Origin of the sequence: Sphingomonas gei, assembly GCF_004792685.1 — a bacterium.
GTDB classification, from domain to species: Bacteria; Pseudomonadota; Alphaproteobacteria; order Sphingomonadales; family Sphingomonadaceae; genus Sphingomonas; species Sphingomonas gei.
On the sequence record NZ_SRXT01000005.1, the window covers coordinates 368,441 to 394,361 of the forward strand.

At 67.5% G+C, this 25,921-nt stretch carries 22 protein-coding genes and 1 tRNA gene; 13 read left to right on the forward strand and 10 right to left on the reverse strand.

Annotated features, from left to right (window positions below):
* Positions 1 to 48: 48 nt before the first annotated feature.
* Positions 49 to 1,293 carry a dicarboxylate/amino acid:cation symporter gene (locus E5A73_RS14520; protein ID WP_135964550.1) on the forward strand — a complete coding sequence of 415 codons (1,245 nt, stop codon included), beginning with the start codon at positions 49 to 51 and terminating at the stop codon, positions 1,291 to 1,293.
* On the opposite strand, the gene E5A73_RS14525 is transcribed toward E5A73_RS14520, so the two are convergent.
* A complete protein-coding gene (locus tag E5A73_RS14525) occupies positions 1,290 to 2,888 on the reverse strand; it encodes a class I SAM-dependent methyltransferase (RefSeq protein ID WP_135964551.1) in 1,599 nt (532 codons plus the stop codon). The genes E5A73_RS14520 and E5A73_RS14525 overlap by 4 nt on opposite strands.
* A gap of 113 nt (positions 2,889 to 3,001) precedes the next feature.
* Here E5A73_RS14525 and dacB point away from each other — a divergent pair, with 113 nt between their 5' ends.
* A complete protein-coding gene (gene dacB, locus E5A73_RS14530; protein ID WP_135964552.1) occupies positions 3,002 to 4,435 on the forward strand; it encodes a D-alanyl-D-alanine carboxypeptidase/D-alanyl-D-alanine endopeptidase in 1,434 nt (477 codons plus the stop codon).
* Here the strand turns inward: dacB and E5A73_RS14535 are convergent.
* Together E5A73_RS14535 and E5A73_RS14540 are read right to left on the reverse strand one after the other, a co-directional pair.
* Positions 4,432 to 5,439 carry a serine hydrolase domain-containing protein gene (locus E5A73_RS14535; protein ID WP_135964553.1) on the reverse strand — a complete coding sequence of 336 codons (1,008 nt, stop codon included), beginning with the start codon at positions 5,437 to 5,439 and terminating at the stop codon, positions 4,432 to 4,434. The two genes, dacB and E5A73_RS14535, sit on opposite strands and share 4 nt — an antisense overlap.
* Positions 5,436 to 6,983 (reverse strand): MFS transporter, encoded by a 1,548-nt coding sequence (locus E5A73_RS14540; protein ID WP_240700196.1) that lies wholly within the window; start codon positions 6,981 to 6,983, stop codon positions 5,436 to 5,438. The genes E5A73_RS14535 and E5A73_RS14540 overlap by 4 nt, the downstream gene beginning before the upstream one ends.
* Before the next feature lie 430 nt (positions 6,984 to 7,413).
* Here E5A73_RS14540 and E5A73_RS14545 point away from each other — a divergent pair, with 430 nt between their 5' ends.
* From E5A73_RS14545 to E5A73_RS14560, 4 genes are all read left to right on the forward strand, one after another.
* A complete protein-coding gene (locus E5A73_RS14545; RefSeq protein ID WP_240700197.1) occupies positions 7,414 to 8,202 on the forward strand; it encodes a ZIP family metal transporter in 789 nt (262 codons plus the stop codon).
* 281 nt (positions 8,203 to 8,483) lie between these two features.
* Entirely contained in the window at positions 8,484 to 10,109 is a 1,626-nt protein-coding gene (locus tag E5A73_RS14550) for a hypothetical protein (RefSeq protein ID WP_135964554.1), read from the forward strand.
* The gene (locus E5A73_RS14555) at positions 10,091 to 11,710 is read left to right on the forward strand and encodes a Dyp-type peroxidase (protein ID WP_135964555.1); all 1,620 of its coding nucleotides are present in this window, start codon (positions 10,091 to 10,093) and stop codon (positions 11,708 to 11,710) included. The genes E5A73_RS14550 and E5A73_RS14555 overlap by 19 nt, the downstream gene beginning before the upstream one ends.
* Complete coding sequence (locus tag E5A73_RS14560) at positions 11,707 to 12,942, forward strand: cytochrome P450 (RefSeq protein ID WP_135964556.1); 1,236 nt, start codon at positions 11,707 to 11,709, stop codon at positions 12,940 to 12,942. Before E5A73_RS14555 ends, E5A73_RS14560 begins: the two co-directional genes overlap by 4 nt.
* Positions 12,943 to 12,951: 9 nt before the next feature.
* Here the strand turns inward: E5A73_RS14560 and E5A73_RS21795 are convergent, their stop codons facing one another.
* A complete protein-coding gene (locus E5A73_RS21795; RefSeq protein WP_240700198.1) occupies positions 12,952 to 13,164 on the reverse strand; it encodes an aldo/keto reductase in 213 nt (70 codons plus the stop codon).
* A gap of 399 nt (positions 13,165 to 13,563) precedes the next feature.
* Here E5A73_RS21795 and E5A73_RS14570 point away from each other — a divergent pair, with 399 nt between their 5' ends.
* Together E5A73_RS14570 and E5A73_RS14575 are read left to right on the forward strand one after the other, a co-directional pair.
* Positions 13,564 to 14,457 carry an ROK family protein gene (locus E5A73_RS14570; RefSeq protein ID WP_206366502.1) on the forward strand — a complete coding sequence of 298 codons (894 nt, stop codon included), beginning with the start codon at positions 13,564 to 13,566 and terminating at the stop codon, positions 14,455 to 14,457.
* A gap of 116 nt (positions 14,458 to 14,573) precedes the next feature.
* Entirely contained in the window at positions 14,574 to 14,951 is a 378-nt protein-coding gene (locus tag E5A73_RS14575) for a hypothetical protein (protein WP_135964557.1), read from the forward strand.
* 34 nt (positions 14,952 to 14,985) lie between these two features.
* On the opposite strand, the gene E5A73_RS14580 is transcribed toward E5A73_RS14575, so the two are convergent.
* The gene (locus E5A73_RS14580) at positions 14,986 to 15,609 is read right to left on the reverse strand and encodes a DNA-3-methyladenine glycosylase family protein (RefSeq protein WP_135964558.1); all 624 of its coding nucleotides are present in this window, start codon (positions 15,607 to 15,609) and stop codon (positions 14,986 to 14,988) included.
* Between the two features lie 63 nt (positions 15,610 to 15,672).
* Between E5A73_RS14580 and E5A73_RS14585 the strand changes: the two genes are divergently transcribed.
* Positions 15,673 to 15,990, forward strand: a complete 318-nt coding sequence (locus E5A73_RS14585) for a 2Fe-2S iron-sulfur cluster-binding protein (protein ID WP_135964559.1) — start codon at positions 15,673 to 15,675, stop codon at positions 15,988 to 15,990.
* A gap of 147 nt (positions 15,991 to 16,137) precedes the next feature.
* Here E5A73_RS14585 and rlmB read toward each other — a convergent pair whose 3' ends face one another.
* Both rlmB and E5A73_RS14595 read right to left on the reverse strand, forming a co-directional pair.
* Entirely contained in the window at positions 16,138 to 16,890 is a 753-nt protein-coding gene (gene rlmB, locus E5A73_RS14590; RefSeq protein ID WP_135964560.1) for a 23S rRNA (guanosine(2251)-2'-O)-methyltransferase RlmB, read from the reverse strand.
* The gene (locus E5A73_RS14595; protein WP_135964561.1) at positions 16,890 to 18,503 is read right to left on the reverse strand and encodes a M20/M25/M40 family metallo-hydrolase; all 1,614 of its coding nucleotides are present in this window, start codon (positions 18,501 to 18,503) and stop codon (positions 16,890 to 16,892) included. The genes rlmB and E5A73_RS14595 overlap by 1 nt, the downstream gene beginning before the upstream one ends.
* Positions 18,504 to 18,623: 120 nt before the next feature.
* Here E5A73_RS14595 and E5A73_RS14600 point away from each other — a divergent pair.
* Positions 18,624 to 18,710: transfer RNA gene (locus tag E5A73_RS14600), tRNA-Tyr, on the forward strand.
* Between the two features lie 164 nt (positions 18,711 to 18,874).
* On the opposite strand, the gene E5A73_RS14605 is transcribed toward E5A73_RS14600, so the two are convergent.
* On the reverse strand, positions 18,875 to 19,480 hold the full coding sequence (locus E5A73_RS14605) for an outer membrane protein (protein ID WP_135964562.1): 606 nt from the start codon (positions 19,478 to 19,480) through the stop codon (positions 18,875 to 18,877).
* A gap of 276 nt (positions 19,481 to 19,756) precedes the next feature.
* Here E5A73_RS14605 and E5A73_RS14610 point away from each other — a divergent pair, with 276 nt between their 5' ends.
* The 3 genes from E5A73_RS14610 (at position 19,757) to E5A73_RS14620 (ending at position 24,373) form a co-directional block, all read left to right on the forward strand.
* A complete protein-coding gene (locus tag E5A73_RS14610) occupies positions 19,757 to 20,875 on the forward strand; it encodes a YihY/virulence factor BrkB family protein (protein WP_240700199.1) in 1,119 nt (372 codons plus the stop codon).
* A gap of 93 nt (positions 20,876 to 20,968) precedes the next feature.
* On the forward strand, positions 20,969 to 21,646 hold the full coding sequence (locus tag E5A73_RS14615) for a DUF6250 domain-containing protein (RefSeq protein ID WP_135964564.1): 678 nt from the start codon (positions 20,969 to 20,971) through the stop codon (positions 21,644 to 21,646).
* Positions 21,647 to 21,658: 12 nt separating this feature from the next.
* Positions 21,659 to 24,373 (forward strand): exo-rhamnogalacturonan lyase family protein, encoded by a 2,715-nt coding sequence (locus E5A73_RS14620; protein WP_135964565.1) that lies wholly within the window; start codon positions 21,659 to 21,661, stop codon positions 24,371 to 24,373.
* 142 nt (positions 24,374 to 24,515) lie between these two features.
* On the opposite strand, the gene rdgB is transcribed toward E5A73_RS14620, so the two are convergent.
* Complete coding sequence (gene rdgB / locus E5A73_RS14625; protein WP_135964566.1) at positions 24,516 to 25,145, reverse strand: RdgB/HAM1 family non-canonical purine NTP pyrophosphatase; 630 nt, start codon at positions 25,143 to 25,145, stop codon at positions 24,516 to 24,518.
* Entirely contained in the window at positions 25,142 to 25,852 is a 711-nt protein-coding gene (gene rph, locus E5A73_RS14630) for a ribonuclease PH (protein WP_135964567.1), read from the reverse strand. Before rph ends, rdgB begins: the two co-directional genes overlap by 4 nt.
* Between the last annotated feature and the right edge of the window lie 69 nt (positions 25,853 to 25,921).

The following is a 25,921-nucleotide window of genomic DNA, read 5'->3' on the forward strand; positions in this document are numbered from 1 at the left end:
CCCCCGCTTTCGCGGGGGTGACGGGGAAGGGCGTGGGGGCAGCGCTTCATGCTGACCCGCTGGTTCGCCATCGCTTTGTGGAAGCGCGTGCTCGGCGCGCTGGCGCTGGGGCTGCTCTTCGCGCTCGTCTGGCCGCAGGGTACGCCGTACGTGCAGTTCATGGGCGATCTGTTCGTCCGCGCGATCCGGATGCTGGTAGCGCCGATCGTGCTGGTGACGATCGCCGCGGGGATCACGGCGCTGGCCGACCCACGACGGCTGGGCGGGCTGGGCGGGCGAACGGTGGGGCTGTTCGCGCTGACCACGGCAATCGCGGTGTCGGTTGGGATGCTGGTCGCGACCCTGGTGCAGCCCGGGGTCGGCGCGGCGCTCGGCACTGCGGCGCCGCATGCGCTGGGCGATCCGGTGACGCCGTATCAGCAGCTGATCGGCATCGTCCCGCTCAACATCGTCGAGGCGCTGGCCAAGGGCGACATGCTCGCCTTGATCTTCGTCGCGATCCTGGTCGGCGTGGGGACGGTGGTGGCGGGGGAGCCGGGCAAACCGTTCGCGGCGCTGCTGCAATCCATATCGGCGGTGCTGCTGAAGGTCGTCGGAATCGTCATGGAGGCGACGCCGTTCGGCGTGTTCGCGCTGATCGCCAACGCCGTGGCGGCGAACGGGACGGCGGTGTTCGTCAATGTCGGCTGGCTGGCGCTGGCGGTGGTGCTGGGCTCGCTGATCCAGATCGTCATCGTCCACAGCCTGATCCTGCGGCTTCTCGCCAGGCTGCCGGTGCTGCCGTTCTTTCGCGGGATCGTCGACGCTTTGGTCGTCGCCTTTTCGACTGCCTCGAGCTCGGCGACGCTGCCGGTGGCGATGCGCGTGGCGGAGAAGAATCTAGGCGTGGCACGTCCGGTCTTCTCGACCGTCCTGCCCCTCGGCGCGAGCATCGGCAAGGACGGCACGGCGATGTATGTCGGGCTGCTCAGCATGTTCGCGCTGCAGGCCTTCGGCACGCCGCTCGGCCCGCAAGTCTATGCCATGGTGCTGCTGACCGGCGCGCTCGCGGCACTCGGGACCGCGCCGGTGCCCTCGGCGTCGCTGTTCATGCTGGCGGCAGTGCTTTCGGCGGTGGGCGTGCCGCCCGAGCAGACCGCGTTGGTGGTCGGGTTCGTGCTGCCGTTCGACCGGCTGCTCGACATGACCCGCACGGTGCCAAGCGCGAGTGCGAACCTGGTCGTCGCGACGACCGTGGCGCGCTGGGAAGGCGAACTCGACGAAGCGGTGTATCGGGCAAGGGCCGAAGCCTAAGCGGGTTTCTGGCACCAGAACGGGATCATCCGGGCGAACAGGAACGGGTGCTCGGCTTCCACTGCATCCCAGAGCGCGGGATCGAGCGGGTCGGCGTGCTGCCCGTGCTTTTCCCCGAACCGTGCCATCGCCTCGGGCAAGGGATCGAAACCCACGAGCCGAAGTCCGGCGCCCGCGACCAGCGCACCGATCTCCGGAAAACGATAGTGTCGCTCCTGGACGTGGAAAGCGAGATCGCGACAGCCGCTGAGGCTGTAGAAATCGTCGCTGTCGCGCAGCACCGCGAGCGGATCGCCGGCGGGTAAAGCGAGGATGTGCGCGCGAAAGGCGTGGATCCCGTCGGCATCGGCCTGCCAGCCGCGCTCGGCGATCAGGGCGTGTGCAGCGCGGACGGGTGCGCGGGCGCGGTGGCTGTAGAGGGCGAGGCGGATCACGCCTCCCGGGGGCAATACGCCCGCGATGCTCGCAAGGCCGGCTTCGGGATCGGCCATATGATGAAGCACGCCGGTGCTGGTGGCGATGTGGAAACGCTCGCCCAGCGCCGCAAGCGCGAGGATGTCGCCACGCACGAAGCGGATATTGGCGATGCCGAGCGCGTCGGCCTTGCGCCGGGCGAAAGCCAAGCTGGCGCGGCTGAGATCGATCGCGGTGACCGACAGGCTGGAATCCATCCGCGCGAGGTCGAGCGCTTCGTAGCCGGTGCCGCAACCCGCGACGAGCAGCCGGAGCGGCGGCTGCGGCAGCGCGGCGCGATCGATCCCGGGCAGGCGTTCGAGGATTTGCCGCAAGTCGGTGCGGCGCGATGCCGGGGGTGCCTGCCAGCGCGGATAGGGATGTTCTTCATATTGGCGGCGGATCTGGCCGGAGAGATCGTCGGCGTCGGGCGCGAAGCTGGCGATGCGCGGGGCCAGTTCGCGCTCGGCCGCCAGTTCCCGAACGCGATCCGCGAGCGGCTGCCAGGCGGGGTCTCCGGGCAGTTCTGTGGGCGGGTGCACGAGCGCCGCCAGTGCGCCCTCGGCGGCTATCGCGGGCGCGGCCCAGACATATTGACCGGCGAAAGCCTGGAGTGCGAGCAGCGGCAGCAGCGGCGCGCTCGCGTCGCCCGAGAGGAGCAAGCTGTTTCGCAGTGCGACGAGGCATGCTTCCATGGCGGGATGGGTGTTGATGCAGCGCGTGAGGAAAGCGCGCCAGAGCGGGTGATTGCTTGCGGGCTGCGTGTGGAGCAGCAGCGCCGCGGTGACGCGCGCCAGTGGCTGCGGATCGAGCTGGTCGTCGGTGAGGCAGGTCAGGAGATCGGCTTCTAGCGCTGCGTCGAACCGCGCCGGGCGGAGCGCCGCGAGCAATTCGGCGAGCGGCCGGCGGACTGCGTGGCGGGCCGCGGCATTGCCGTCGGCGCGAGCGAGCGCGGCGCGGAGCACGGCGAGCGCGGTGGTGTCATCCCCCTGGTGCGCGGCGAGGCCACTCAGCGCGAGATAGCCGGGGAGGAAATCGGGATGAGCGTCCACGCTGCGCGCGTAAGCGGCGCGCGCTTCGGCGAGGCGGCCGGCGCGCGCGAGTTGCTGGGCGAGGAGAAAGGGCTCGGGGGCGGCGCGCATCGGGCGACTATCCTAGGCGACTTCCCCGCTCAAGACGAGGGCGATGCCTTGCGGTTATGCCCTGTCGACCGGGTGACGGTTGCCCCGGCGCGGTTTGGCGATAGGCTTCGGGGATGAAACGATCGCTGCTGCTCCCGCTTGCTCTCTTCGCCGCCAGTCCCGCGCTGGCCCAGGACCTCCAGCAGCGGGTCGAGGCGGGGTTCGCCGCGGCGGCGACCGGCACGCGGTTCGGCCTCGTGGTGGCCGATGCGGACGGCAAGGAGGTTGTCGCAGTCAATCCCGAGGGGCGCTTCCTCCCGGCGTCCAATACCAAGATGTTCACGACTGCCGCGGCCTATGCTTCGCTCGCGGGGCTCGACCAGCCGGACCGCTCGGGCGGCGCGGCGGTGCGGATCGAAGGCGGCGACGTGATCCTCGAGGGGCATGGCGATGCGCGGCTGTCGAGCGCGGGGGACTGCAAGGCGGATTGCCTCGCCGAACTGGCCGACGTCGTGGCGGCGAAGACCAGGCGGGTGCGCAATGTGATCGGCGACGACAGTGCGTTTCCCGATCAGCGCTGGAGTCCGGGGATGAGCTGGAACAACATTCCCAGCCGTTCGGGTACCGGGATTTCTGCGCTGACGCTCGACGATAACGAACTGGTGGTCGAAGTGACGCCGGGCGCGGTCGGCGCGCCGCCGAAGGTCGTCTTGCCGCTGGCATATTATCGGGTGGACAATCGCGCGGTGAGCGTTGCGGGTGCCGAGAACAAGCTCGGCTACGAACGCGACATCAACGGACTGGTGCTGCGAGTCACCGGCACGATCGGCGTGGATGCCAAGCCTGAGCCGCTGCGCGTGGGGATCGACGATCCGGCGCATTATGCCGCGTGGCGGTTCAAGGAGCTGCTCGCGGCGCGCGGCGTGAAAGTGTCGGGCCAGGTCTCGGCGCGGCACCGTGCGCTGACTCCCGCTGATGATCCCGACGTGCGCAAGGGCGCCCCTGCCGCCCGCGCTCCGGCGCAGGAAGCGCTCGCGAGATTGACGCCTCCGCCCCTCGCGGAAGACATGGTCACGATCAACAAGGTCAGTCAGAACCTCCACGCCGAATTGCTGCTGCGGCGGGTGGGGCTCCGCCAGGGCGGCGGCTCGATCGCCGACGGTGTTGCGGAGGTGCGTGCGATGCTCGATGCCGCGGGAGTGCCGCGCACCGCGTGGGACTTGTCCGACGGATCGGGCATGTCGAGCTACAACCGGGTGGCGCCGCGCGGCGCGGCCAAGATGCTGCGCTGGATCGCCGGCCAGCCCTGGGGCGAAGCGTGGCGCGCGTCGCTGCCGATCGGTGGCGTCGACGGGACGCTGGCGCGGCGCTTCAAGGGGACCACGCTGGAGGGCAAGCTTTTCGCCAAGACGGGGACGCTGAATGCGACCAATGCGCTGTCGGGCTATCTGATCGCAAAGAGCGGCAAGACGCTGACCTTCTCGGCCTTCGCCAACGACGTTCCCGCCGATGCCAGCGCGACGCGGTTTCTCGATGCGGCGCTGGTGCTGGTGGCCGAGGCGAACTAGCTAACCCGGTCCCACGCCGCGATCACTGCATCCCCGGTTTCGGGACGAAGCTGGAAGATTCCGCTGTCGCGATGCCGCGTCGGATGGACTCGGTTGGTGAGCAGGGTCCAGGCGAGGCCGCGGTCGAAATCGACCCACAGCCCGGTGCCGGTGAAGCCGGTATGGCCGATCGTCTCGTTCGAGCAGGCCTGGCCGCCCGACCATCCGGCAAATTTGCGCTCCCAGCCGCAGGTGCGATGTTCGAATTGGGGGGTGCGGATCGCCTCGAGTATCGCAGGCGACGCGCAGCTGCCGTCGAGCAGGCCCTGCGCGAAGCCAAGCACCCCGGCGACGGTGCCGAACAGCCCGGCATGGCCGGTCTGGCCGCCCATCGCGGCGCAATTCTCGTCATGGACCTCGCCCTTGAGTACGCGGCCGCGCCAATTGCAGCATTCGGTGGCGACCGCGGGGCCGGGGGGCGGGCCGAAGCTCAGGCCTTCGCCCAAATCCCACGCGCCGAGCGGCTGGCCGGTGACTCGCTCGATGGCGATGCCCAGCAGGATAAAGTTGATGTCCGAATAGACCGGCGGGCCGTGGCGCCATTCGCGCTGGAGGATGAAGGCGCGCAGGCGCGCCGGGTCGTCGCCATAGGTGTAGATCGGTTCGACCGCGGGCAGGAAGGTCCGGTGCGCCAGGCAATCGCGGAAGGTGAGCTTTCGCTCGGCGGCGTTGGCGAGGTCGTATTGGCGCAGGTCGGGGATCGCGGTGGTCAGCGGGGCGTCGAGGTCAAGCTTGCCCCAATCGGCGAGGCGCAGGATCATCGTGGTAGTGGCGATCACCTTGGAGACCGAGGCGAGATCGAACCAATGCTCCTCGGTCAGGTCCTCGGGTTCAGGAACGAGCGCCGCGTTGCCGGCGTGACGGACCCAGCGCCGGCCGTCGGCGGCGACGATGCCGAGCGCGGCGCCGGGGATGCGGTGGTCGGCGACGGCCGCGGCGGCGGGTGCGAAGGCGACGTCGATCATGCGGGTAGCGGCTCGCGGTCGTCGGCGCGGGGCTTCACCCCGGCGAGAACGGGAAGGAACAGCAGTGCCGCGAGACTGATCACTCCGGACGCCAGGAAGAACACGTCGAACCCCTTCAGCCCCACGCCGTCGAGCCACTCGACGACTTGTCCGGCGGTGCCCGACAGCAGCCGCGGGAGCAGGAAGGCGAAGCCCGAGAGAAAGGCATATTGCGCACCCGGATAGCGCGGGTTCACCAGCATCGAGAGGTAGACCACAAACACCGCGCCTGCCATGCCGTTGCCGAACTGGTCGGCGGCGGTGGCGACGTAGAGCAGCCATTCGTCGTGCGGCTGATGCGACAGCCAGACGAAGCCGAAATTGCCGATCGCGGCGAAGATCGCGCCGATCGTGAGCGTCACCCCCCAGCGCCAGCGCGTCACCATCCAGCCGCCGAGCCCGACCCCGAAGATGCTCGATGCGAGCGCCACCACCCCGTCGGCGCGGCCGATCTCGCTCTTGGTATAGCCGAGATCGAGGATCATTGGCTTGGACAGGTTGAGCGCGAGCACGTCGCCCATCCGATACACCGCGACGAACCCCATCAGCACGATCGCGTAGAAGCCATAGCGCCAGAAGAAATCGAGATAGGGCCCGATCGCCGCCGAGGCGCGTGCCGGAGCGTCGGGCGCCAATCGGCGGATGCGCGGGGTCAGCGCGGCCATGACGAGGAAGGGCAGCATGCAGATGACGAGCACGGCTGGGGTGACGTTGGTCTTGGAGCTGATCCCGGCCCCCGCCGCGGCGCCGAGGATCAGCCAGCCGATGCCTGCCGTCGCCACTGCCAGCACCAGCAGGATTGCTGCCGCCGCGACCAGCCCGGTCGCCAGCGACGCCACGCGCCCGCCATCGCAGCCCGGCTGACGCGGGAGCAAGGCGAGGATCGGCAGCGGTACGAACGCGCCCGCGGCGATCAGCAGATAGGAGGATTGCCAGCTCGGCGCGACTCCGATGCTGCGCAGCATCGGCGCGAGGCTGCCCGCAGCATCGGCGAACAGCAACGCGCCGCTTCCCGCGGCGACCATCGCGCTGCGATAGCCCCAGAGATTCGACGCGGCGACCGGGCCCTGTTCCTCCGGGGTCGGCGCCAGCTCGATCCGCCATGCGTCGGCGGCGACTTCGAGCGTCGTCGTCCAGAAGGCCAGCAGCACCGCGAACAACGCCGTCAGCGGCAGACTCGTATCGCTCGGGAACAGCGCCATCGCGAGCATCGACGTAAAGATCCCGAGCTGCGACAGCATGATCCAGCCGCGGCGCTTGCCGAAGAAGCGTGCGAAGCCGGGAACGTCGTATTTGTCGAGCAACGGCGCCCAGAGGAACTTGAAGGTGGGGAGCAATTGCACCCAGGCGAAGAAGCCGATGATCGCGAGCGCGACGCCATGTTCGGCCAGCCGCACGCTGAGCACGGTCGAGAACATGTAGAAGGGCAGCCCCGCCGAGAAGCCGAGCAGCACGTAGAGCGCCATGCGCGGAAAGCCGCGGGGAATGTCGCTTGCGCTAGCCACCGCCGGATCAGCCAAAAGGCGCAGCCGATCGATAGTGCAGCCGATGTTGCGCCATGCCAGATCCCCGAACCGCTTGCGGCACGCTCGCCCGGCATGGTCCGCCAGTCAATGGCGAAGGTGTTGCAACCAGGGCGCTATCTCCGGCGAACATGCGCCGCGGTTATGATCGCGCGAACAGAAACTATGATGCGCGGGAAGATCGCTGTTCCTTAATGTCGCGGTTCCGAGCGCTGCAGTTTCACCGCCTCGGCAAAGCCAAATTGCGAGCTGCTCCGGGGGGAGGTGAAGGGTCGCGGCGGGAATCCTGCCGCGGCCCTTTTCTATGCCCGGGCGCTTCGCGCGGAACCCTGGTGGTACGTCGATCGATTGCTGATACGCTTCCCGAACGAGACGGGCGCGGGCAGGGAGATCGCCGGGTGGTGCTAAAGCCGTGAACGAGATCATCATCGCAGGCGCGTTGGGCAGCCTGGCCGCCGGAATGGCGACCGGGCTCGGCGCGATCCCCGTGCTCGTCATGCGCCAGCCGAGCGATCAGCAGCAGAATCTCCTGCTTGGATTCGCCGCGGGGGTGATGCTAGCCGCGAGCTTCTTCTCGCTGATCCTTCCGGCGATCGAAGTGGCGCGGCACCAGGGTGCGAGCCAGGCTGGCGCGTCGATCACCGTCGTCGCCGCGGTCCTGCTCGGCGCCTTCGCCATCGCCAAATTGAACGACTGGGTGCCGCCGCTCGACAAGCTCGGGCTGGGGCCGCCGGGAATCGCCGCCGCCTCGGCTTCGGTGCGGCGGATCTGGCTGTTCGTCGCCGCAGTGACGCTGCACAATTTCCCCGAAGGCATGGCAGTGGGGGTGAGCTTCGGCGGCGGCGACTTCGATGCCGGGCGGGTGACGGCTCTGGGCATCGGGCTGCAGAATATCCCCGAAGGGCTCGCCGTGGGCGTCGCCCTGAGCTCGATCGGCTATTCGCGCGGCCGCGCGGCGCTGATCGCCGCGGCTTCGGGGCTGGTCGAGCCGGTCGCCGGGCTGATCGGCGTGAGCATCGTCACCGTCGCGCAAGCCTTTCTCCCCTGGGGCCTGGGCCTCGCCGCTGGAGCGATGATCTATGTCGTCGCGTCCGACATCATCCCCGACGCGCATGCCAGGATCAACGGCGGCGGCAAGGTCACCACCGGGCTGATGATCGGGCTCGCCGCGATGATGTTCCTCGACACCACCTTCGGCTGACGCGTTGCGCGGGAACCGTGCGCTCCATGGACAAGTAAAAGTTTCATAATGTTTCTTCGCTTCACCGCGCGACGGGTGTAATTTTGACAATCCGTTCCAACAACTTACGCGGATCCGCCAAATGGCCGCAAGGCTAGATGAAATTAAGCCAAGCTGAGCGCGAGCAAATCGACGTCGCGCAAGTCGGATATGTCCTATCTTTGGACGAATGACTGTGGGACATTCGCCACGACTCGCGAAACTGCCGGGGGCGGCGGTCGCGATGATGTTGGGGGAGATGCATGCGGCAAACCACCTTGTCCGTGGCGCTCGAGGTAAAGCCCGAGAGCTATGATCATTTGTCGTCGTTGCTCGACAAGTTGCGCGAGAAGCGAAGTGCCGACCCTTCGGGCGGCACCGGACCTTTCGCCGACTTCCTGACGCGGGTGCCGGCAGTGCACTTCATGTCGCTCAGCGTCTATCCCGGCTTCGACTATGATCCGCTGTTCGTGATCGAAGCCAATTTCGACGGCGCGCCGGGGCCTTTCTGGGGACAGCTCGAATCGGCGATCGGGCCCGAACTGCGGTCGATGCTGCGCTGCTGCAAGCGGCCGCTCGACAATGACGGGCCGCTGTTCGACTCGATTGCGGCGCCTGATGCGCGCGCGCCGATCGCGCCGTATCTCGAGCGGCGTTCGCTCACTCCGACGGTGTTCCATCACGGCAATCGTGGGATGACGCGCGACCGCATCCTCGCCGAGCACAAATTGTTCGAGGCGACGCGAGTCGAATTGCGCTGCGCCAATCACGAGGGCCCCAACCCCTATCGCGTGCTCACGCCGCGGCAGATCCACGCCAAATTGCGCGCCGCAGTGCACCCCGATTTCGCCTGGCTCGATCAGCCACCGCCGACGCGTATCCCGCTTGCCGAGAATATCGGCGACTGGGTGCGGCTGATCAGCTTCATCGTCGCGGCGGTGTTCGTGCTGTCGATCCCGGGGCTATTCCTCAGCTTGGCGATGCCGTGGGAACGCTATCTGATCCTGCTGGTGGTGGTGTTCATCGGCATCGCGATGCTGCTCAAGCGCATCGGTGTGGCGCTGCCGGGAACCGAGATCGCGACCAAGTTCAGCTTCCTCAAATTCTTCTTCAGCCAGCTGGTCCCGCTGCTGCTGTTCGTGGCGGGCTATCTGGTGGTCGCGGTGGCGATCGGCACGCCGCTGTCGATGCTGGCCACTGCGCGCAATTTCGACGCGGCGTGGCACGGGATGGTGACCTGGCTGCTGTGGGGGCTGGCCGGCGCACCGGTGGTCATCGCCGGCATCGTGCTGTGGCTGCGCGTGATCGAGCGGCGCGATGCGTCGCAGGACGCACCGCCGGTCGATCCCGTCATGCTGCGCGAGATGGCGCGGCGCGAGGACTGGATTCCACAAAACCACATGGGCTCGCTGGTGCTGATCAAGCCCGGCATCCTGCGCATGATCCTGATCCGCGCAGGGCATCGCCTGCTCGGGCTGGTGCTGCGGATCCAGGCGCGGAGCGGCTATCTCGGCTCGATGCGGACAATCCATTTCGCGCATTGGGCGATGGTCAACAACAAGTCGCGGCTGATGTTCTTCTCGAACTTCGACCAGACCTGGGAGAGCTATCTCGACGATTTCATCGAGAAGGCACACGCCGGGCTGACGCTGGCCTGGTGTTGCGGGGTGGGCTTCCCGCCGACTCGCTTCCTGGTCAAGGACGGCGCCAGCCATGGCCGCCAGTTCAAGGAATGGGCGCGGCATTCGATGACCGTCAGCCGCTTCTGGTATTCGGCGTACAAAGACCTCACCGCCGAACAGATAGAGCGGAATTTCCGAATAGCGATCGGGCTGCGCAAGCGAACACTCTCGGACAAGGATGCCGCTTTGTGGATCAACGACCTGTGAGCGCCGCACCGCAAAAGGGCCCGCCGAGCTGGAAGCTCGCCCCGCCGCACGACACGCTGACCCAGGGCATGGTGGTCAGCGGCTTCGTTTCGCTGCCGACCGGGCGCGCCTTGTTCCTCGAATTCGCCTGGGACGGGGTGCAGAAAAAGGATGGCGGGGCATGGCTCAAGGCTGTGCAGGACGTGGCGCCGATCACCGACGCCGACGGCAAGGACGCCCGCGCCGCGGGGATCGGCCTGACTTGGGAAGGGATGCGCAAGATGGGGCTCGACGCGAGCACGCTGGCGTCGTTCGACCGGCCGTTCAAGGAAGGCATGTTCCAGGAAGACCGGCTGCGCCGATTGGGCGACCGGCGCGAGGACGAATGGCTGTCGACGGTGATTCCCGGCGGCCCCAAATGGAGCGGCAACACCCCGACAGACGACAAGTGGTGCGGCATGGCCGATGCGCATGCCTTCGACGATCTCGAAAAGGTGGTCGAGACGCAAGTGAAGACGCCGATCACCGTGCATGCGCTACTGCTGCTCTACGAGAAGGACGAGGAGACCGCCGAGGCCTGGTGCCGGACGGTGGGCGACGCGCTGGCGCCGCACCAGGTCAAGATCGTCCACGGGCTGCCGCTCGATCTGCGCCCCGACCCGCGCGGAATCGCGCGCGAGCATTTCGGCTTTGCCGACGGCGTGTCGCAGCCGGCACCGTTCGAATCCAAGGTGGTCACGGTGCGGGACGGCAGCGACTATCCCAAGGATTATTGGAACGGCGTGCCGCTCGGCGAAGTGCTGATGGGGCACGAGAACGGGCATCACGAAATCGCGCTCGGGCCGGTGGTCGCCACTTCCGAGGCCGGCGCAAAGGCCGGACTGCTCCCGCATCCGCGCGGCGAGGGCTTTCTCGATCTCGGGCTCGACGGCAGCTATATGGTGGTACGCGAGCTCAAGCAGGACGTTGCCGCCTTCTGGAATTCGATGGACGCCGCCTCGGCGCGGATCAACCGGCGCGACCCCGAGCATTCGGGGCATATCACCGCCGACTGGATCGCCAGCCGCGTGATCGGGCGCGACCTTGACGGCAATCTGCTGTGCCCGAACAGCAAGACCGGTGTGCTCCCGGTCGACAAATACGACCAGCCCGACAATGACTTCCTGTTCTACGATCGCGACAAGCTCGGACATGGCTGTCCGCTCGGCAGCCATGTCCGCCGCGGCAATCCGCGTGACGGGCTGGCGCCGAAGCCGAGCGACAAGCAGACGTTGCTCGATGCGGCGAACAACCACCGCATCCTGCGCCGCGGCCGCAAATACGGCCCCGACATTCTCGACAAGCGCGTCGACGACGGCAAGGAGCGCGGACTGCTGTTCATCTGCCTCAACACCGACATCACGCGCCAGTTCGAGTTCGTCCAGCAGACCTGGATGCTCAATCCGAACTTCGCCTTCCTCTATGACGAAGTCGATCCCTTGCTCGGGCCGAAGGGGATGCTGACCATCCCCGAAAAGCCGCTGCGGCGGATCATCGAAGTCGACACCTTCGTCCAGATGGCGGGCGGCGAATATTTCTTCCTGCCGAGCATGCCCGCCATTCGCTATCTGGCTTCGCTATGAGCGCGCTGACCTCAAGCGACGTGCTCCGGCCGGGGCCGACCGGGTTCAAGGCGCTGATCCAGCGGCTGGTGATGGCGCTGATGCCGAGCTTCTTCACGTTTTTGCGGCGCTGGAAGCCGGTGATGAAGCTGGGCAACAATTACCTCACGTCGCGCTACGACGATGTCCGCGAGGTGTTCGCCACCGATCCGGCGTTCGGGGTGATCTACAAGCCGCATCTCGACGTGATCATGGGCGGTCAGCCCTTCTTCCTCGGCATGGCCGACACCGACCAATATCGCCACGATACCGACGCGATGCGCAAGGTGGTGCGGCCCGAGGATTTGCCGGTGCTCGCGGTGCGCACCGAGGCGCTGGGCGAGGCGATCGTCGCCGGCGCGGGCGGGCGCATCGACGTGGTCGACACCCTGGTGCGGCGCGTGACCTTCACGATGCTCGGCGATTATCTGGGGGTGCCCGATCCGCCGGGCGGCGACCTGCGCGTGTGGGGGACGCGGCTGTTCGAATTCCAGTTCGTCGATCAGGGCAACGATCCCGCCTTGCGCAAGGAAGTCGACGAGATCGCGCCCGCGCTGCGGCTGCACATCCAGAACGAGATCGCGCGGCGGCGGATCGAGCCGGGCAAGGACGACATATTGTCGCGCTGCCTGGCGCTGCAGGCGCAGGGCGATGCCGCCTATACCGACGATTTCATCCGCACGTCGCTGATGGGGTTCATCGTCGGCGGGCCACCCCAGCCGCCGATGGTGGTACCGCAGGCGATGGAGCAATTGCTCCGGCGGCCCGAAGCGCTCGCCGAAGCGCGGGCGGCGGCGCGCGCCGATGACGACGAGCGCCTGCGCCGTTACGTGCTCGAGGCGATGCGTTTCGATCCGCTCGCCCCCGGACTGCCACGGGTGGCGCTGACCGACTGGACGCTGGGGACAGGCACGTCGCACGCAGCGACCATTCCCGCGGGCGCGCAAGTGCTCGCCGCCTTCGCCTCGGCGATGATGGATCCGCGCCGCGTCGCCAATCCGAGAGTGTTCGATCCGAACCGGCCGGCGAGCGACTACATGCATTTCGGCTTCGGGCTGCACGAATGCTTCGGCCGGCACATCAACGCGGCAACGCTGCATCTGATGCTCAAGCCGCTGCTCAAGCAACCGAACCTGCGCCGCGCGGCGGGGAAAGCGGGCAGGCTGAGCAAGAACGGTCCGTTCGCGGAGCGGCTGGTGGTGACCTACGGGTAATGTCGCAGGTTAACGCCGTGGCGGGGGCGCTGGATAGCCGCCTTGGCGCTCGAGCATCCAGCCGGGATATTCGGGCGCCAGCTTGCTCGCTTCATCCAGCCGCGCCAGCTCATCGGCGGTAAACACCACATCGACCGCGCCTAGATTGTCGGCGAGCTGGTCGGGCAGCTTGGCGCCGACGATCATGCTCGACACGGCCGGCTGGTCGAGCAGCCAATTCACGCAGCACGTCGATCACGGCATAGCCGTGGGCCCTGTCGACCGACGGGAAGTCGAAATCGGCGCGCCGGCCTTCGCCCTCGCCCTCGCCCTCGCGTGCATTTGCCCGACAGAAAGCGCCGGCGAGCGGGCTCCATCAGCCCGACGCCTTCGGACTGGATGAGCCTCTCGACGTGATCAACCGCACCGAGGCGAAGCAGCGCAGCCATTTTCGAGTTCGAGAGTGCCGCCGTCACGCGCTACGAGCCGGGCGGCAAGTGGCAATCGGGCTCAGCGGCCGTTCTGACGACGGTGGGAAAAGGGGGGAGCGGCCGCTTCGCTGTGCGCAGACTGGCCGCCGTTCGCGGCGGCCTCCTTTTATCACGGCTTTTCCCCCGCGGCCGGCTAGGCTAGCGGGGCGGGATGCCTGTCACGCCAAACTTGATCGCCGGGCTCGAACTCGGTGGCACCAAATGCATCGCCTTGCTGGGGACCGGCCCGGCCGACATACGCGAACAGCGGACGATCGCGACCACCGATCCGGCGACGACCCTTGCCGAAATCGAGGCCGTGCTCGACGGCTGGAGCTTCGACGCGATCGGCGTTGCCAGCTTCGGCCCGCTCCAGCTTGACACCGGTGCACCGGATTATGGCGCGATCACCGCCACCACCAAGCCGGGCTGGAGCGGGACCGACCTCGTCCGCCGACTTGAGCGGCGCTACGCCAGGCCGATCGGCTTCCAGACCGACGTCAACGGCGCCGCACTCGCCGAGGCGCGCTGGGGTGCGGCGCAGGGTCTGGCGACGCACGCCTATCTGACGATCGGCACGGGCGTCGGCGTCGGGTTGATCGCCGGCGGCCGCCCGGTGCAGGGCGTGGCGCATGGCGAGGCAGGGCATATGCGCGTGCCGCGCGCGGCGGGGGACAGCTATCCCGGCTGGTGCCGCTTCCATGGCGATTGCGTCGAGGGGCTGATTTCGGGACCCGCGCTTGCCGAGCGTTTCGGTCGTCCGGGCCGCGAACTGCCGGTGGACGGGCCAGAATGGGATCTGTTCGTCCACGATCTGGGCGGGCTGCTCCACAACCTCGTCACCGTCGCGGCGCCCGAAAGGATCGCGATCGGCGGCGGCGTGATCGCGGCGCGCGGGCATCTGTTTCCGCGATTGCGCGCGCGGCTGGCCGAGAGTCTGGGCGGCTATGGTTCGCTTGCGGGCTATGCTGGCGAACTCGATCGCCGCCTGGGCCCGCCAGGGCTCGGGGCGATGGCCGGTCCGCTCGGTGCATTGGCGGTGGGCATGGACGCGCGCAACGGCTGAAAGCGGCCGAGGGTGTCAGGGTCGCGGGTTGATCTTCCTCACGAGATCCTCACGCTTTCCGCATCTCGCCTGCATTTCATGCCTGTAGGCAGTCGCCATCTGGAGGAGACGGATCGATGGCCAGTGGAAACTGGAGCTACCGGGCGGGCGCCGCGCTGGCGCTTTTCAACGCGCTTGTGATCGGTTGGATGAATCTCGCAGTCGGCATCGCGGGAGATGAGGACAATCCGGTCAATCTGAGCTTTTTCATGCTGGTCGTCGTCGCCGCGGTGGGTGCCTTTGCCGCCCAATCCAGCCCTCGCGGCCTCGCCCGGACCATGTTCAGCGTCGCCGCGATTCAGCTCATGCTCGGCGCCATCGTGGCGACGGGACCGGTTGCCGCGCTGGAGCCGCAGGGAGCAGCGGGGCTTTTCGCTTTGAACGGATTTTTCGCGCTGTCGTGGCTCGCTTCGGGCGCGCTCTTCGTCAGGGCGGAGCGCGCGCCTGTGGCCTGAGGGCTGGCCAAGCCGGTTCCCGGCCCCGGACTGCTCAGATCACATCCATGTCGATCTTGTAATGGTGCCAGGCGAAGATCGCCGCCGCACCGCGATAGGGGCGCCACGGCAGCGACCATTCCCGCAGCATCTTCTCCGACGGCCGCTCGGCATGGCCGAGGATGCGGCCGATCTCGATCTGCACCGCCAGGTCGCCTGCCGGCCAGATGTCGGGACGGCCCTCGGCGAACAGCAGATAGATCTCGGCCGACCAGCGGCCGATGCCCTTGATATGGGTGAGCGCGGCGATCGCTTCCTCGTCGTCCGCCGGCAGATGGGCAAGATCGAGCCGGCCGCTGGTCACTTCTTCGGCGAGGCTGCGGGCATAGCTGACTTTCTGGCGCGAGAGGCCGGCGCCGCGCAGGGTCTCGTCCGATGCGCGCGCGACCGTGCCGGGATCGGTGAGGTCGCCCAATGCCGCCGCGAGCTTGTTCCAGATCGATTGTGCGGCCGCGACGCTCACTTGCTGGCCAATGATCGTGCGCAGCAACGTCTCGTATCCCCGGTCGCGCAGCCGCGGCGCCGGATAGCCGGCGCGGGCCAGCGCTACGGCGAAGGCGGGCTCGATCCTGACGAGCGCGTCGATCGACGCTTTCAACTCGGTTTCGCTAAGGCCCATGGCCGCTATCCTTGAATCGAGGGGGCTTCGGCGGCATGGGAAAGGCCGACCAAGGAGAATTGCATGCCCAAGCTTATCGTCGTCACCAGGGAAGGGGAAGAACGCGAAGTCATGGGCGATGCGGGCCTCAGCGTGATGGAAGTGATCCGCGACAACGGCTTCGACGAATTGCTCGCGATTTGCGGCGGCTGCTGCAGTTGTGCGACCTGCCACGTCCATGTCGATCCGGAATTTGCGGCCAAACTGCCGCCGATGAGCGAAGACGAGAATGATCTGCTCGACAGCTCGCCGGACCGCGACGCGCGCTCTCGGCTGTCGTGCCAGATGCAGTTCACCAACGCGCTGGACGGGCTGCGCGTTACGATCGCTGCTGAGGATTGAGCCCTTTGTCCCCTCTCCCGTCGGGAGAGGGTCGCGCAGACTAGGGCCCGCTTCTTCAGCGGGCCCTAGTCGGAGCTGGGTGAGGGGGCGCCCTATCGATAGCGGGAAACCCTCACCTAGCTTCGCTAGGCGACGAGGCGCACTCGCTTACCCCCGCGCTGCAATCGCATAGAGTGCTACCGCCGCCGCGTTCGACACGTTGAGGCTCTCGACCTTGTCCGAGATCGGCAGCCGGGCGAGCTGGTCGCAATGCGATTCGGTGTTCTGGCGCATGCCTTCGCCTTCGGCGCCGAGCACCAGGGCGATGCGGCCCTGGCCCATCACTTCGCCGAGCGTGCCCTCGGCGTGGCCGGTGAGGCCGACTCGCCAGAAGCCCGCTTCGGCGATTTCCTCGAGCGCGCGGGCGAGGTTGACTACGCGGACCCACGGCACCGTCTCGAGCGTGCCCGACGCCGCCCGCGCGAGCGCGCCCGATTCGGGCGGGGCGTGGCGGTCCTGGGTGACGATGCCAAGCGCGTCGAACGCTGCAGCCGAACGCAACACCGCGCCGACATTGTGCGGATCGGTAACCTGATCGAGCACCACCAGCGGCCGCTGGTCGCCCTCTTCCTTGCCCTGGGCAAGCAGGTCTCCCAGCCAGATTTCCTCGAGCGGGTCGACTTCGGCAACGAGGCCCTGGTGCGGCGCATCGCCGGGGACGAGCCGGCCGAGATCGGCGGCATCGGCAAAGGTGATCGGGATCGTCGAGGGAATGTCGAGCTCCGCCAGCGCCTCGCGCGTCCCCCAGATTTTGCGAACCGTCCGCTCGGGGTTGGCGAGCGCCGCCAATACCGCGTGCCGCCCATAAAAGCGCGGCCGCGACGTTGGTGCCTTGCTCGGGCGGTGTCCTTTGCGTGCCATCAGTCGAGATCATCCGGATTGGGGTAAGCGAACGGATCGGTGACGTTCGGCTCGGTGGGGAAGGGCATGCGCGGCAAGGGCTTGTCGGCATTGGCGGCGTTGAGCAGGAAGTTCGCGAGGATCACCGCACCCTGGCGCATGTCGGCGGCCTTGATGTGATCGAAGGTGTCGATGCTGCTATGGTGCAGCCGGCTGCCATAGTCGAGCGGGTCCTGGATGAACTGGAACGCCGGTATGCCTACTGCCGAGAAAAAGACGTGATCGGTGCCGCCGGTGGTGCGGATCGCTACGGTGCTCGCGCCCATTGCATTGAACGGCGCGAACCAGTCGCGGAAGATCGGCACCACGGCGCCGTTGTTCTCGGCATAGATGCCGCGGACCTTGCCCGAGCCGTTGTCGAGATTGAAATAAGCGGCAAGCTGGCCGTAGCCGGGCTGACGCGTGATCGGCCAGCGATTGGCCCAGCCATAGAAGCGCGCGAGCCCGGTCGCGGGGCTGCCCGGCTTGCGTGCGCGGGTGGCGATATGCTGCTCGACATAGGCCATCGAGCCGAGCAGGCCCTGCTCCTCGCCCGCCCAGAGCGCGAAGCGGATCGTGCGCTTGGGCTTGACCCCCATCGCCTGGAGGATGCGCGCGGCTTCCATCACCATCGCGACGCCGGCGCCATTGTCGACCGCACCGTCGCCGGCGAACCAGCTGTCGAGATGCGCGCCGGCCATCACATAGGCGCCCGAAGGATCGCTGCCGGGAATGTCGGCGAGGATGTTGTAGGCCTTGGTGTCGGTGTCGACGAAATGGACGAGGTTCTCGAGCTCGACCACCGGCGCCGGGCCCTGCTTGGCGAGCCGTGCGAGGCGGCGATAATCCTCGGCGGCGATCTCTACCCCGGGAACTTGCTGGCTCTCGCCTACGCCGAACAGATAGCCGGTACCGCCGACCAGTTTGCCGTCGCGCGGCGACATCGTCGCATAAGCGACCGCGCCCTCGGCCTTGAGGAAAGCGTCGAGCTTGCTCGAATAATCGAGCCGCTTCATCCGCCGGTCGCTCGCCTCGGGATCGTATTTGGGCGGGTCGTAGACGTCGAGCTTGGCGAGATCGTCGCCGCTATAGCGGCGGAACGCCGGGTCGCCTGGCTCGGAGCCGTCATTGGGCAAAGTGACCAATACGATCTTGCCGGCGAGCTGGCCGCGATAGCGCGCGAAATGGCGCTCCTCGCTCATCGGCGCGACGATCGCCGGCGCGCTGATCTTGCCCGGTGTCGCCGGCGTCCAGGCGATCGGGATCGCGGTGAGCGCGATCGGGCGCGGGCTGATCATGCGCGCGCTCGACCGCTCGATCCACCAGCCGCGGCCGAAATCGAAGCCCTCCTTGTGGACGTTCTTCAGTCCCCAGTCGCGGAACCGGGACGCAGTCCAGTCCTCGGCGGCGCGCATGCCGGGCGAATTGGTCAGGCGCGGGCCGATATGGTCGGTCAGATGCTGCACGGTCAGCATCACTTGCGAACGATTAATGCCTTCATCGAGGATCCGCCCGGTTTCGGCACGGTCGACCGATTGGGCACCGAGCGGTGCGGCGAGAAGGATGATAGCGGCAAGTGCGGCGGCGTTGCGCATGAGGCTCCTGCGAGACTGGAGGGATGCACGCGACGCTATGCGGCGGCGGGCCTGCGCGCAAGGCGTTGACACGCGGGGGTCGCTTCGGCATTGGACCGCCCTCGCTTCTGGCGGCACCATGGACAGGTGGCCGAGTGGTTAAAGGCAGCAGACTGTAAATCTGCCCGGGTTTCCCGTACGCTGGTTCGAATCCAGCCCTGTCCACCATCGCCGCAAATCGCGGCAGTTCCCTAGATTAGGATGTTCGGCGCTCGACGCTGAGTGGCGGAGCTGGCGGCCGGCTGCTTGCCTGGCCATGGCGCGTTCGCGCCGCTCGATAGGATCGTAAAACGAGGGACGCGGCCGGCGAGTGCCGACCGCGCCGTATCTCATCAGAAGTGGGCGATGATGCCCGCGACCGGCTGGAAGCTGTTGAAGTCGCCGAAGCTGTTCATCTCGAGGCGGAAGCGGATGCCCGAACGGCTGGTGATGCCGCCGAGACCGATGTCCTTCGGTCCGACTTCGACGCCGAGGCCGGCGGTGATGTCGTGGAAGTCGCGGCTGTCATTGCCGAGCGCGTCGAAATTGACCCACTGGTAGCCGGCCTTGCCGTAGATCAGGCCGCTGTCGCCGATGCGGAAGCCCGCGCGTCCGGCGACGCCATATTCCCAGTCGATCGCGCCTTTGATGCCCTTGGTGGCATTGCCTTCGACGCCGACGAACACCGGGCCGAGCGGCACGTTGACGCCGACGACGCCCTGGACGATCCCGCCGTCGAAATCGCGGCCGCCGGGCGCTGCGGGGATGCCCGCCACCGGGTGCGAATCGTCGAACTGCTCGTAGCCGCCCATGATGCCGAAATACGGCTCGATGCCGAAGCCGGGCGAGCCATCGGGCGCTTCACCGGCAGCGACGTTCGCGTCTGAGGCAGTGTCCTGCGCGAAAGCGACAGTCGGGAGAGCCGCGGCGAGCGCCGCGGCGGTGATGAGAATACGCATTTTTAGGAAAACCTCGTGACGCTGTTTGTTACGCCCGATGCCGCCCGGATACTCTGGGCACTCGGCATCGGTCCGTGCAGAAGAGACGAGCGCCGCATTTTGTTGCACTGCAATGCGATCCGCACGGATTTGCCGACGCGACCGTGACATTAATGTGACACGGGCGCCAATAGCGGCGGGCCGGAACGCGGTAGCGTGCCAAACGCTTGAGTCGCGGGCGAAAAACAGGTGGCAGCGATGAACCGGACGGACAGGGTCGCAGACAGCCCGTGGCAAATGTCGTGGGCGGCATGGCGCGCTGTCGCGCTGCGCACGGTCAAGGAATCCGCCAGCGACAATATCGGCCTTGCTGCGGCCGGGGTCGCTTTTTACGGTTTCCTGGCGCTGGTTCCGCTGTTGAGCGCGATCGTGCTGAGTTATGGGATCTTCGCCGAGCCCGACACCGTGGTCAGGCACATGCGTGCGCTCACTGCGGTGATGCCGGCCGATGTCGCGACGAGCGTCGGCGAGCAACTGATGACCGTCGTCGAGGGATCGGACGGGGGCAAGGGGTTCGGCGTGCTCCTCGCCGTCGCGCTCGCCCTGTTCGGCGCGCGCAACGGCGCCGGCGCGCTCGTCTCGGCACTTAACATCGCCTATGACGAAGACGAGAAGCGCGGCTTCGTGCGGCTCAACCTGATCGCGCTTGCGATCACTGCGGCGGGGGCGCTTGCCGCGATGCTCGCCGCGCTCGCAGTCGCGGCGCTGGCAGCGGTCGGCACGTTACTGCCCTATGCCAATGACGCGCTTCTGATTCTCGGCACGATCCTCAGCTATGTGCTGCTCACGCTGGCGGGCGCGGCGGGGGCGGCGGCGCTGTTCCGGTTCGCACCGTCCCGCACCGGCGCACGCTGGCGGTGGATCACGCCGGGTTCGATCCTCGCCGGGCTGCTGTGGCTCGGGCTCACGCTCGGCTTCGGCGCCTATGTTGCCCATATCGCCCATTTCAACGCCACCTATGGCTCGCTCGGGGCAGTGATCGCCTTGCTCACCTGGCTGTATTTGTCGAGCTACGCACTGCTCTTCGGCGGCGAGCTCAACTCCGAACTCGAGCGCCAGTCCAAGTGCGAAACCGAACCTCCTGCAGATATCCGGTCGCCCGAGGCCGTCGCTCCCGCGGCGAGGGCAATGCCGCTTTCGGCCAACGCAACCGAATCGCCCGGAGATCAGAGCTTCATCGCCGCGCGTGTGGCGGCGCGCGCCGCCCGCGGCGCTGGGCTGCCCAAGGTCGGCTGGATCACGTCGGGAATGGCAACGCTGGGCCTGACGATGTTGCGCCGCGAGGGGCGGTCCGGGCTTGGGTTAGCGCTGGTAGCAGCAGCGGCTGGCATCACCTGGATGCGCCGTCGTATATAATCCCACAATATGAGCTTATATATCATATATCGCTAGTCTGTTTTCATTCGCACGCGGCGCTGCTATTCGACTTGCAGATCGAGGGGAGCGTGCATGCGCCAGTGTTCCAGCTTCGGGCTCGCTGCGCTCGCTCTATGCCTCGGCGCCGCGAGCTGCACGAATAGCGCACCGCCGGCGACCTCGCCCGCCGCAACCGACTGGCGGATCGAAGCCGAGCAGGCGGCATTGGTCATCTTCGGCGACATGATCGACGTGCAAACCCCCGCGGGGCTGTCGCTCTGGTACACGCACGCGCTTCGCGGCCCGGTTGCGATCGAATTCGATGCGCTGGCGGTGGCCGAGGGCGGAGCCAGCGACCAGGTCAGCGACCTCAATGCCTTCTGGATGGCGCGCGATCCGCGGGCGCGGGGCGGCTCGGTGTTCGCTAAGAAGCGGTCGGGCGCGTTTGCCGATTATGACGACTTGAAAACCTATTATGTCGGGATCGGCGGCAATCGGAACACCACGACGCGCTTTCGCCGTTATGTCGGCGAGCCGGGCAACCGGCCGCTGCTCCCCGGGCACGATCTGAAGGGGGCGGAGACCCTGCTCATCGCCAATCGCTGGACGCATGTCCGTCTGATCGCAGACGGCCGCCACATCGCCGTCGAGCGCGATGGCCAACGGATCTTCGCGCTCGACGACGCCCAGCCTTACAAAAGCGGCTGGTTCGCACTGCGCACGACCAAGAGCCATTTGCGCATCCGCAATCTGCGCATCGGAAAACCATAGGGGGAGAGAGGCATGCGCCTGACGCGACGCACGATGCTGCAGGGGACGATCCTGTCGGCAGCCGGCACGGGCCCGGCACTGGCGCAGTCGCGGCGGCAGCGGAAGGTCGAGGCGCCGATTCGCTGGATCGACGGCGCCACGCCCGAATCGCACAACGGCCAGACCTTCGGTGTCGCCTGGGCGCGCGGGACGCTCGCCAAGGGGCAGCCGCTGACGGTGTGCGGCGCGAGCGGTGAGCCGGTTCCCTCGCAGAGCTGGCCGACGGCATATTGGCCCGACGGCTCGATCAAATGGACCGCGCATGCGGTATCGCCGGGTACGGCCGGTGACAAGCTGACCGTCGCCACGGGTCGCCCGGCATCGCCTGCGGCGCCGGTGTCGGTGCGCGAAACCGCGGATGCGATCCTGATCCGCACGGGCGGGCTCGAATGGGAGATCGCGAAGAGCGGTCCGGCGGCGGTCCGCTCGGCCAAACGCAGTGAACGGACCTTGCTTGCCAATGCCCGCTTGCTGGGCGCGTTGCGCGCGGGCTCGCCCGAGGGCGAGCGTGTAGCGCTGACCGGCACGATCGAGCGCGCCGTGATCGAGCAGAAGGGGCCGGTCCGCGCCGTGGTGCGGCTGGAAGGGCGTCATGTGGGCGGCGGGCGATCGGTGCTGCCGTTCGTGGTGCGGCTTTATGCCTATGCCGGATCGGACGCGCTGCGCGTGGTGCACAGCTTCGTTCTCGACCTAGAGGCGAACGACCATATCTCGGCGCTGGGCATCGCCACCGACGTGCCGATGCGCGGGCCGCTGCACGACCGGCATATCCGCTTCGCCACTGCCGACGATGCGATGTTCGCCGAAGCCGTGCGCCCGCTCACCGGGCTGCGTCGCGATCCCGGCAAGGCAGTGCGCGACGCGCAGATCGCCGGCCGTGCGGTCCCGCTGGCGGAGATGCGCGATCCGGTAGGCAAATTGCTCGAGCGCATCCCGGCATGGGGCGATTTCAGCCTGTCGCAGCTCTCGGCCAATGGCTTCACGCTGACCAAACGCACCGGCGAGGGCCATGGCTGGATCGATGCGGACGAGGGCCGCCGCGCGCCCGGCTTTGGCTATGTCGGCTCGCCGCAGGGCGGGGCAGGGATCGCCGCGCGCTATTTCTGGCAACGCCATCCGACCCGGATCGATATCCGGGGTGCTGCCGCGGACACCGCCAGACTGACCGCGTGGTTGTGGTCGCCCGATGCGAAGCCGATGGACATGCGGCCCTATCACGGCACGATGGGGATGGAGGGGTACGACGCCCAGAACGAGGGGCTCGACATCACCTATGAGGATTACGAGCCGGGCTGGGACGATCCGAAAGGCATCGCGCGCACCAGCGAACTGATGCTCTGGGCGTTCGACGCGACGCCCGAAACGCCGCGGCTCCAGGCGCTCGCCCGCGCAGCCGCGACTCCGCCGCAATTGATGGCCGAGCCCGCGCATCTCCATGCCGCCGGGGTGTTCGGCGATTGGGGGCTGCCCGATCGCTCGACTCCCCAGCGCGCGCTGATCGAGGACCAGCTCGCCAATCTCGTCGATTTCTACGCGGGCGAAGTCGATCGGCGCAGCTGGTACGGCTTCTGGGATCATGGCGATGTGATGCACAGCTATGACGGCGACCGGCACCAGTGGAAGTACGACATCGGTGGCTTCGCCTGGGACAATAGCGAACTCTCGACCGATCTCTGGCTGTGGTACGCGGCGCTTCGCTCGGGCGATGCGAAGAGCTGGCGGCTCGCCGAGGCGATGACCCGGCATACCGGCGAAGTCGACGTCTATCATCTCGGCCGCTTCGCCGGGCTCGGCACCCGCCACGGCGTCCAGCATTGGAGCGACAGCTCGAAACAGCCGCGAGTCAGCAACGCCGCCTATCGGCGCATCTTCTATTATCTCACCGCGGACGAGCGCGTCGGCGATCTGATGCGCGCGCTGTCCACTTCCGAGCAGACGCTGGCCGGGGTCGAGATCGGGCGCAAGACCGGAGCGCCGAAGGAGCAATTGCCCGAGGGCGTGATCCAGATGTCGTTCGGCACCACTTGGGCGGTGTGCGCGGGCGCGTGGCTCACCGAGTGGGAGCGGACCGGGGACACGCGCTGGCGCGACCGGATCGCGGCGGGGATGGACAGCATCGGCCGCATGCCGAACGGCTGGCTGACCGGCGGCGCGCCGTATGACCTCGCAAGCGGGCGCTTCCTGATCCGCGACGCGATCGGCGTCTCGCACCTCAATGCCGTTTTCGGCGCGGTGGAGATCCAGGCCGAGCTGATCCAGCTGATCGAAATGCCGCGCTTCCGCCAGGCATGGCTCGATTATTGCCGCTGGTACAATGCGCCGCGCGACGAATGGGCGGCGCAGTTCAAGCGGCCTTATGGCGGGCGCAACCTCAAACAGGGGCATTCGCGGCTCACTGCCTATGTGGCGAAGGCGACCGGCGACGCGGCACTCGCACGTCGCGCGGCGGAGGAATTCTATTCGGGCGAGGCGGGGCAGCGGATGGTCAAAGGCGATCCGCGGGTAAAGCTGCCCGGCGGGATCGTCGAATGGCCAGGCGTGTCGACCAACGGCGCAGCGCAATGGGGACTGGCCGCGATCCAGACGCTGGCGCTGGTGCCCGAGGCGCTGGATATTGTGCCGATCCCGGAACGTGCGCCGCGGGCCGACCAGGCGAACCCCGAGCAGCCGCCGGGGTATCGGCCGTAATTTCAATCTTCCCCCGCGAAGCGGGGAAGGTGGCGCCGAAGGCGACGGAGGGGGCCTCTCCACGAGCGCGTCGCCTGCGGGGGCGCCCCCTCCGTCAGCTTCGCTGCCACCTTCCCCCGCTGCGCGAGGGAGGATCGCATCATCAGAAAACCGCGGCCACCAATTGCCGGAACGCATCGGCGCGGTGGCTCATCGCGTGCTTGGCCTCGGGCTCCATCTCGCCATAGGTGACGTCGTGGCCGTGCGGCACGAACATCGGATCATAGCCGAAGCCGCGATCGCCGCGCGGCGGCCATACCAATACGCCGTCGGCGCGGCCTTCGAACCATTCGACATGCCCGTCGGGCCAGGCCAGCGCGAGCGCGCAGACGAAATGCGCGCCGCGGCCCGTCTCGGGCGGAAGTGCTGCGAGCTTGTCCTCGACGCGCTGCATCGCGACGGCGAAGTCCTTGGACTCGCCTGCCCAGCGTGCCGAGAAGATGCCGGGATCGCCGTTCAGCGCCTCGACGCACAGCCCGCTGTCGTCGGCGAGCGCGGGGAAGCCCGACAGGTCCGCCGCCTGTAGTGCCTTCAATTCGGCATTGGCGACGAAGGTCACCCCGGTTTCCTCGGGCTCGGGCAAGTCGAGCTCGGCGGCCGAGATCGGCTCGATCCCGTACGGACCGAGCAGTGCCTTGATCTCGCGCACCTTGCCCGGGTTATGGCTGGCGATCACCAGCTTGCCGGGCTGCAGCTTGCGGATCGCCTGGGGGGTGTCGCCTTCTCCGCTCATAGTGCCTTCAACTGCGCGGCGAAGATCTGGTTGCAGCCGATCCGGGCGAGGCGGAGCAGGCGGAGCAGGCCTTCCTCGTCATAAGTCGCGCCCTCCGCGGTTGCCTGCGCTTCGGCGATCTTGCCGTCGGCGAGCAGGACGAAATTGGCGTCGGCATCGGCGGCCGAGTCTTCGTCATAGTCGAGATCGAGCACCGGATTGCCCTGATAGATGCCGCAGCTCACTGCCGCGACCTGAGTCAGGATCGGATCCTTTTCGAGCTGGCCGGCCTCGAGCAATTTGTTGGTGGCGATGCGCAGCGCCACCCAGGCGCCCGAGATCGCCGCGGTGCGGGTGCCGCCATCGGCCTGGATCACGTCGCAGTCTAGCGTGATCTGGCGCTCGCCGAGCAATTTGAGATCGGTGACCGCGCGCAGCGAGCGGCCGATCAGCCGCTGGATTTCCTGGGTGCGGCCCGATTGCTTGCCCTTGGCCGCTTCGCGCTGGCTGCGCGTGTGGGTGGCGCGCGGCAGCATGCCGTATTCGGCGGTGACCCAGCCTTCGCCTTTGCCGCGCAGCCAGGGCGGGATCCGCTCCTCGATGCTCGCGGTGACCAATACGCGCGTGTCGCCAAAGCCGATCAGCACCGATCCTTCGGCGTGGCGGGTGAAATTGGGCTCGATGCTGATCGTGCGCATCTCGTCGGGGGCGCGGCCGGATGGGCGCATCGTTCATTCTCCTGCAAAGTCGGACGCGCCAGTAGACGGTGGACAGCGAACGCGCCAGTGTCGGCGCGT

Excerpts from the sequence above, each read along its gene's own strand:
- E5A73_RS14575 (WP_135964557.1), top strand. The coding sequence starts at position 14,574 with ATGGCCAGTGGAAACTGGAGCTACCGGGCGGGCGCCGCGCTGGCGCTT.
- rdgB (WP_135964566.1), bottom strand. The coding sequence starts at position 25,145 with ATGAGCGGAGAAGGCGACACCCCCCAGGCGATCCGCAAGCTGCAGCCC.
- E5A73_RS14595 (WP_135964561.1), bottom strand. The coding sequence starts at position 18,503 with ATGCGCAACGCCGCCGCACTTGCCGCTATCATCCTTCTCGCCGCACCG.
- E5A73_RS14615 (WP_135964564.1), top strand. The coding sequence starts at position 20,969 with ATGCGCCAGTGTTCCAGCTTCGGGCTCGCTGCGCTCGCTCTATGCCTC.
- E5A73_RS14570 (WP_206366502.1), top strand. The coding sequence starts at position 13,564 with ATGCCTGTCACGCCAAACTTGATCGCCGGGCTCGAACTCGGTGGCACC.
- E5A73_RS14585 (WP_135964559.1), top strand. The coding sequence starts at position 15,673 with ATGCCCAAGCTTATCGTCGTCACCAGGGAAGGGGAAGAACGCGAAGTC.
- E5A73_RS14560 (WP_135964556.1), top strand. The coding sequence starts at position 11,707 with ATGAGCGCGCTGACCTCAAGCGACGTGCTCCGGCCGGGGCCGACCGGG.
- E5A73_RS14535 (WP_135964553.1), bottom strand. The coding sequence starts at position 5,439 with ATGATCGACGTCGCCTTCGCACCCGCCGCCGCGGCCGTCGCCGACCAC.
- dacB (WP_135964552.1), top strand. The coding sequence starts at position 3,002 with ATGAAACGATCGCTGCTGCTCCCGCTTGCTCTCTTCGCCGCCAGTCCC.
- E5A73_RS14520 (WP_135964550.1), top strand. The coding sequence starts at position 49 with ATGCTGACCCGCTGGTTCGCCATCGCTTTGTGGAAGCGCGTGCTCGGC.
- rlmB (WP_135964560.1), bottom strand. The coding sequence starts at position 16,890 with ATGGCACGCAAAGGACACCGCCCGAGCAAGGCACCAACGTCGCGGCCG.
- E5A73_RS14580 (WP_135964558.1), bottom strand. The coding sequence starts at position 15,609 with ATGGGCCTTAGCGAAACCGAGTTGAAAGCGTCGATCGACGCGCTCGTC.
- E5A73_RS14620 (WP_135964565.1), top strand. The coding sequence starts at position 21,659 with ATGCGCCTGACGCGACGCACGATGCTGCAGGGGACGATCCTGTCGGCA.
- E5A73_RS14525 (WP_135964551.1), bottom strand. The coding sequence starts at position 2,888 with ATGCGCGCCGCCCCCGAGCCCTTTCTCCTCGCCCAGCAACTCGCGCGC.
- rph (WP_135964567.1), bottom strand. The coding sequence starts at position 25,852 with ATGCGCCCATCCGGCCGCGCCCCCGACGAGATGCGCACGATCAGCATC.
- E5A73_RS14550 (WP_135964554.1), top strand. The coding sequence starts at position 8,484 with ATGCGGCAAACCACCTTGTCCGTGGCGCTCGAGGTAAAGCCCGAGAGC.
- E5A73_RS14605 (WP_135964562.1), bottom strand. The coding sequence starts at position 19,480 with ATGCGTATTCTCATCACCGCCGCGGCGCTCGCCGCGGCTCTCCCGACT.
- E5A73_RS14610 (WP_240700199.1), top strand. The coding sequence starts at position 19,757 with ATGTCGTGGGCGGCATGGCGCGCTGTCGCGCTGCGCACGGTCAAGGAA.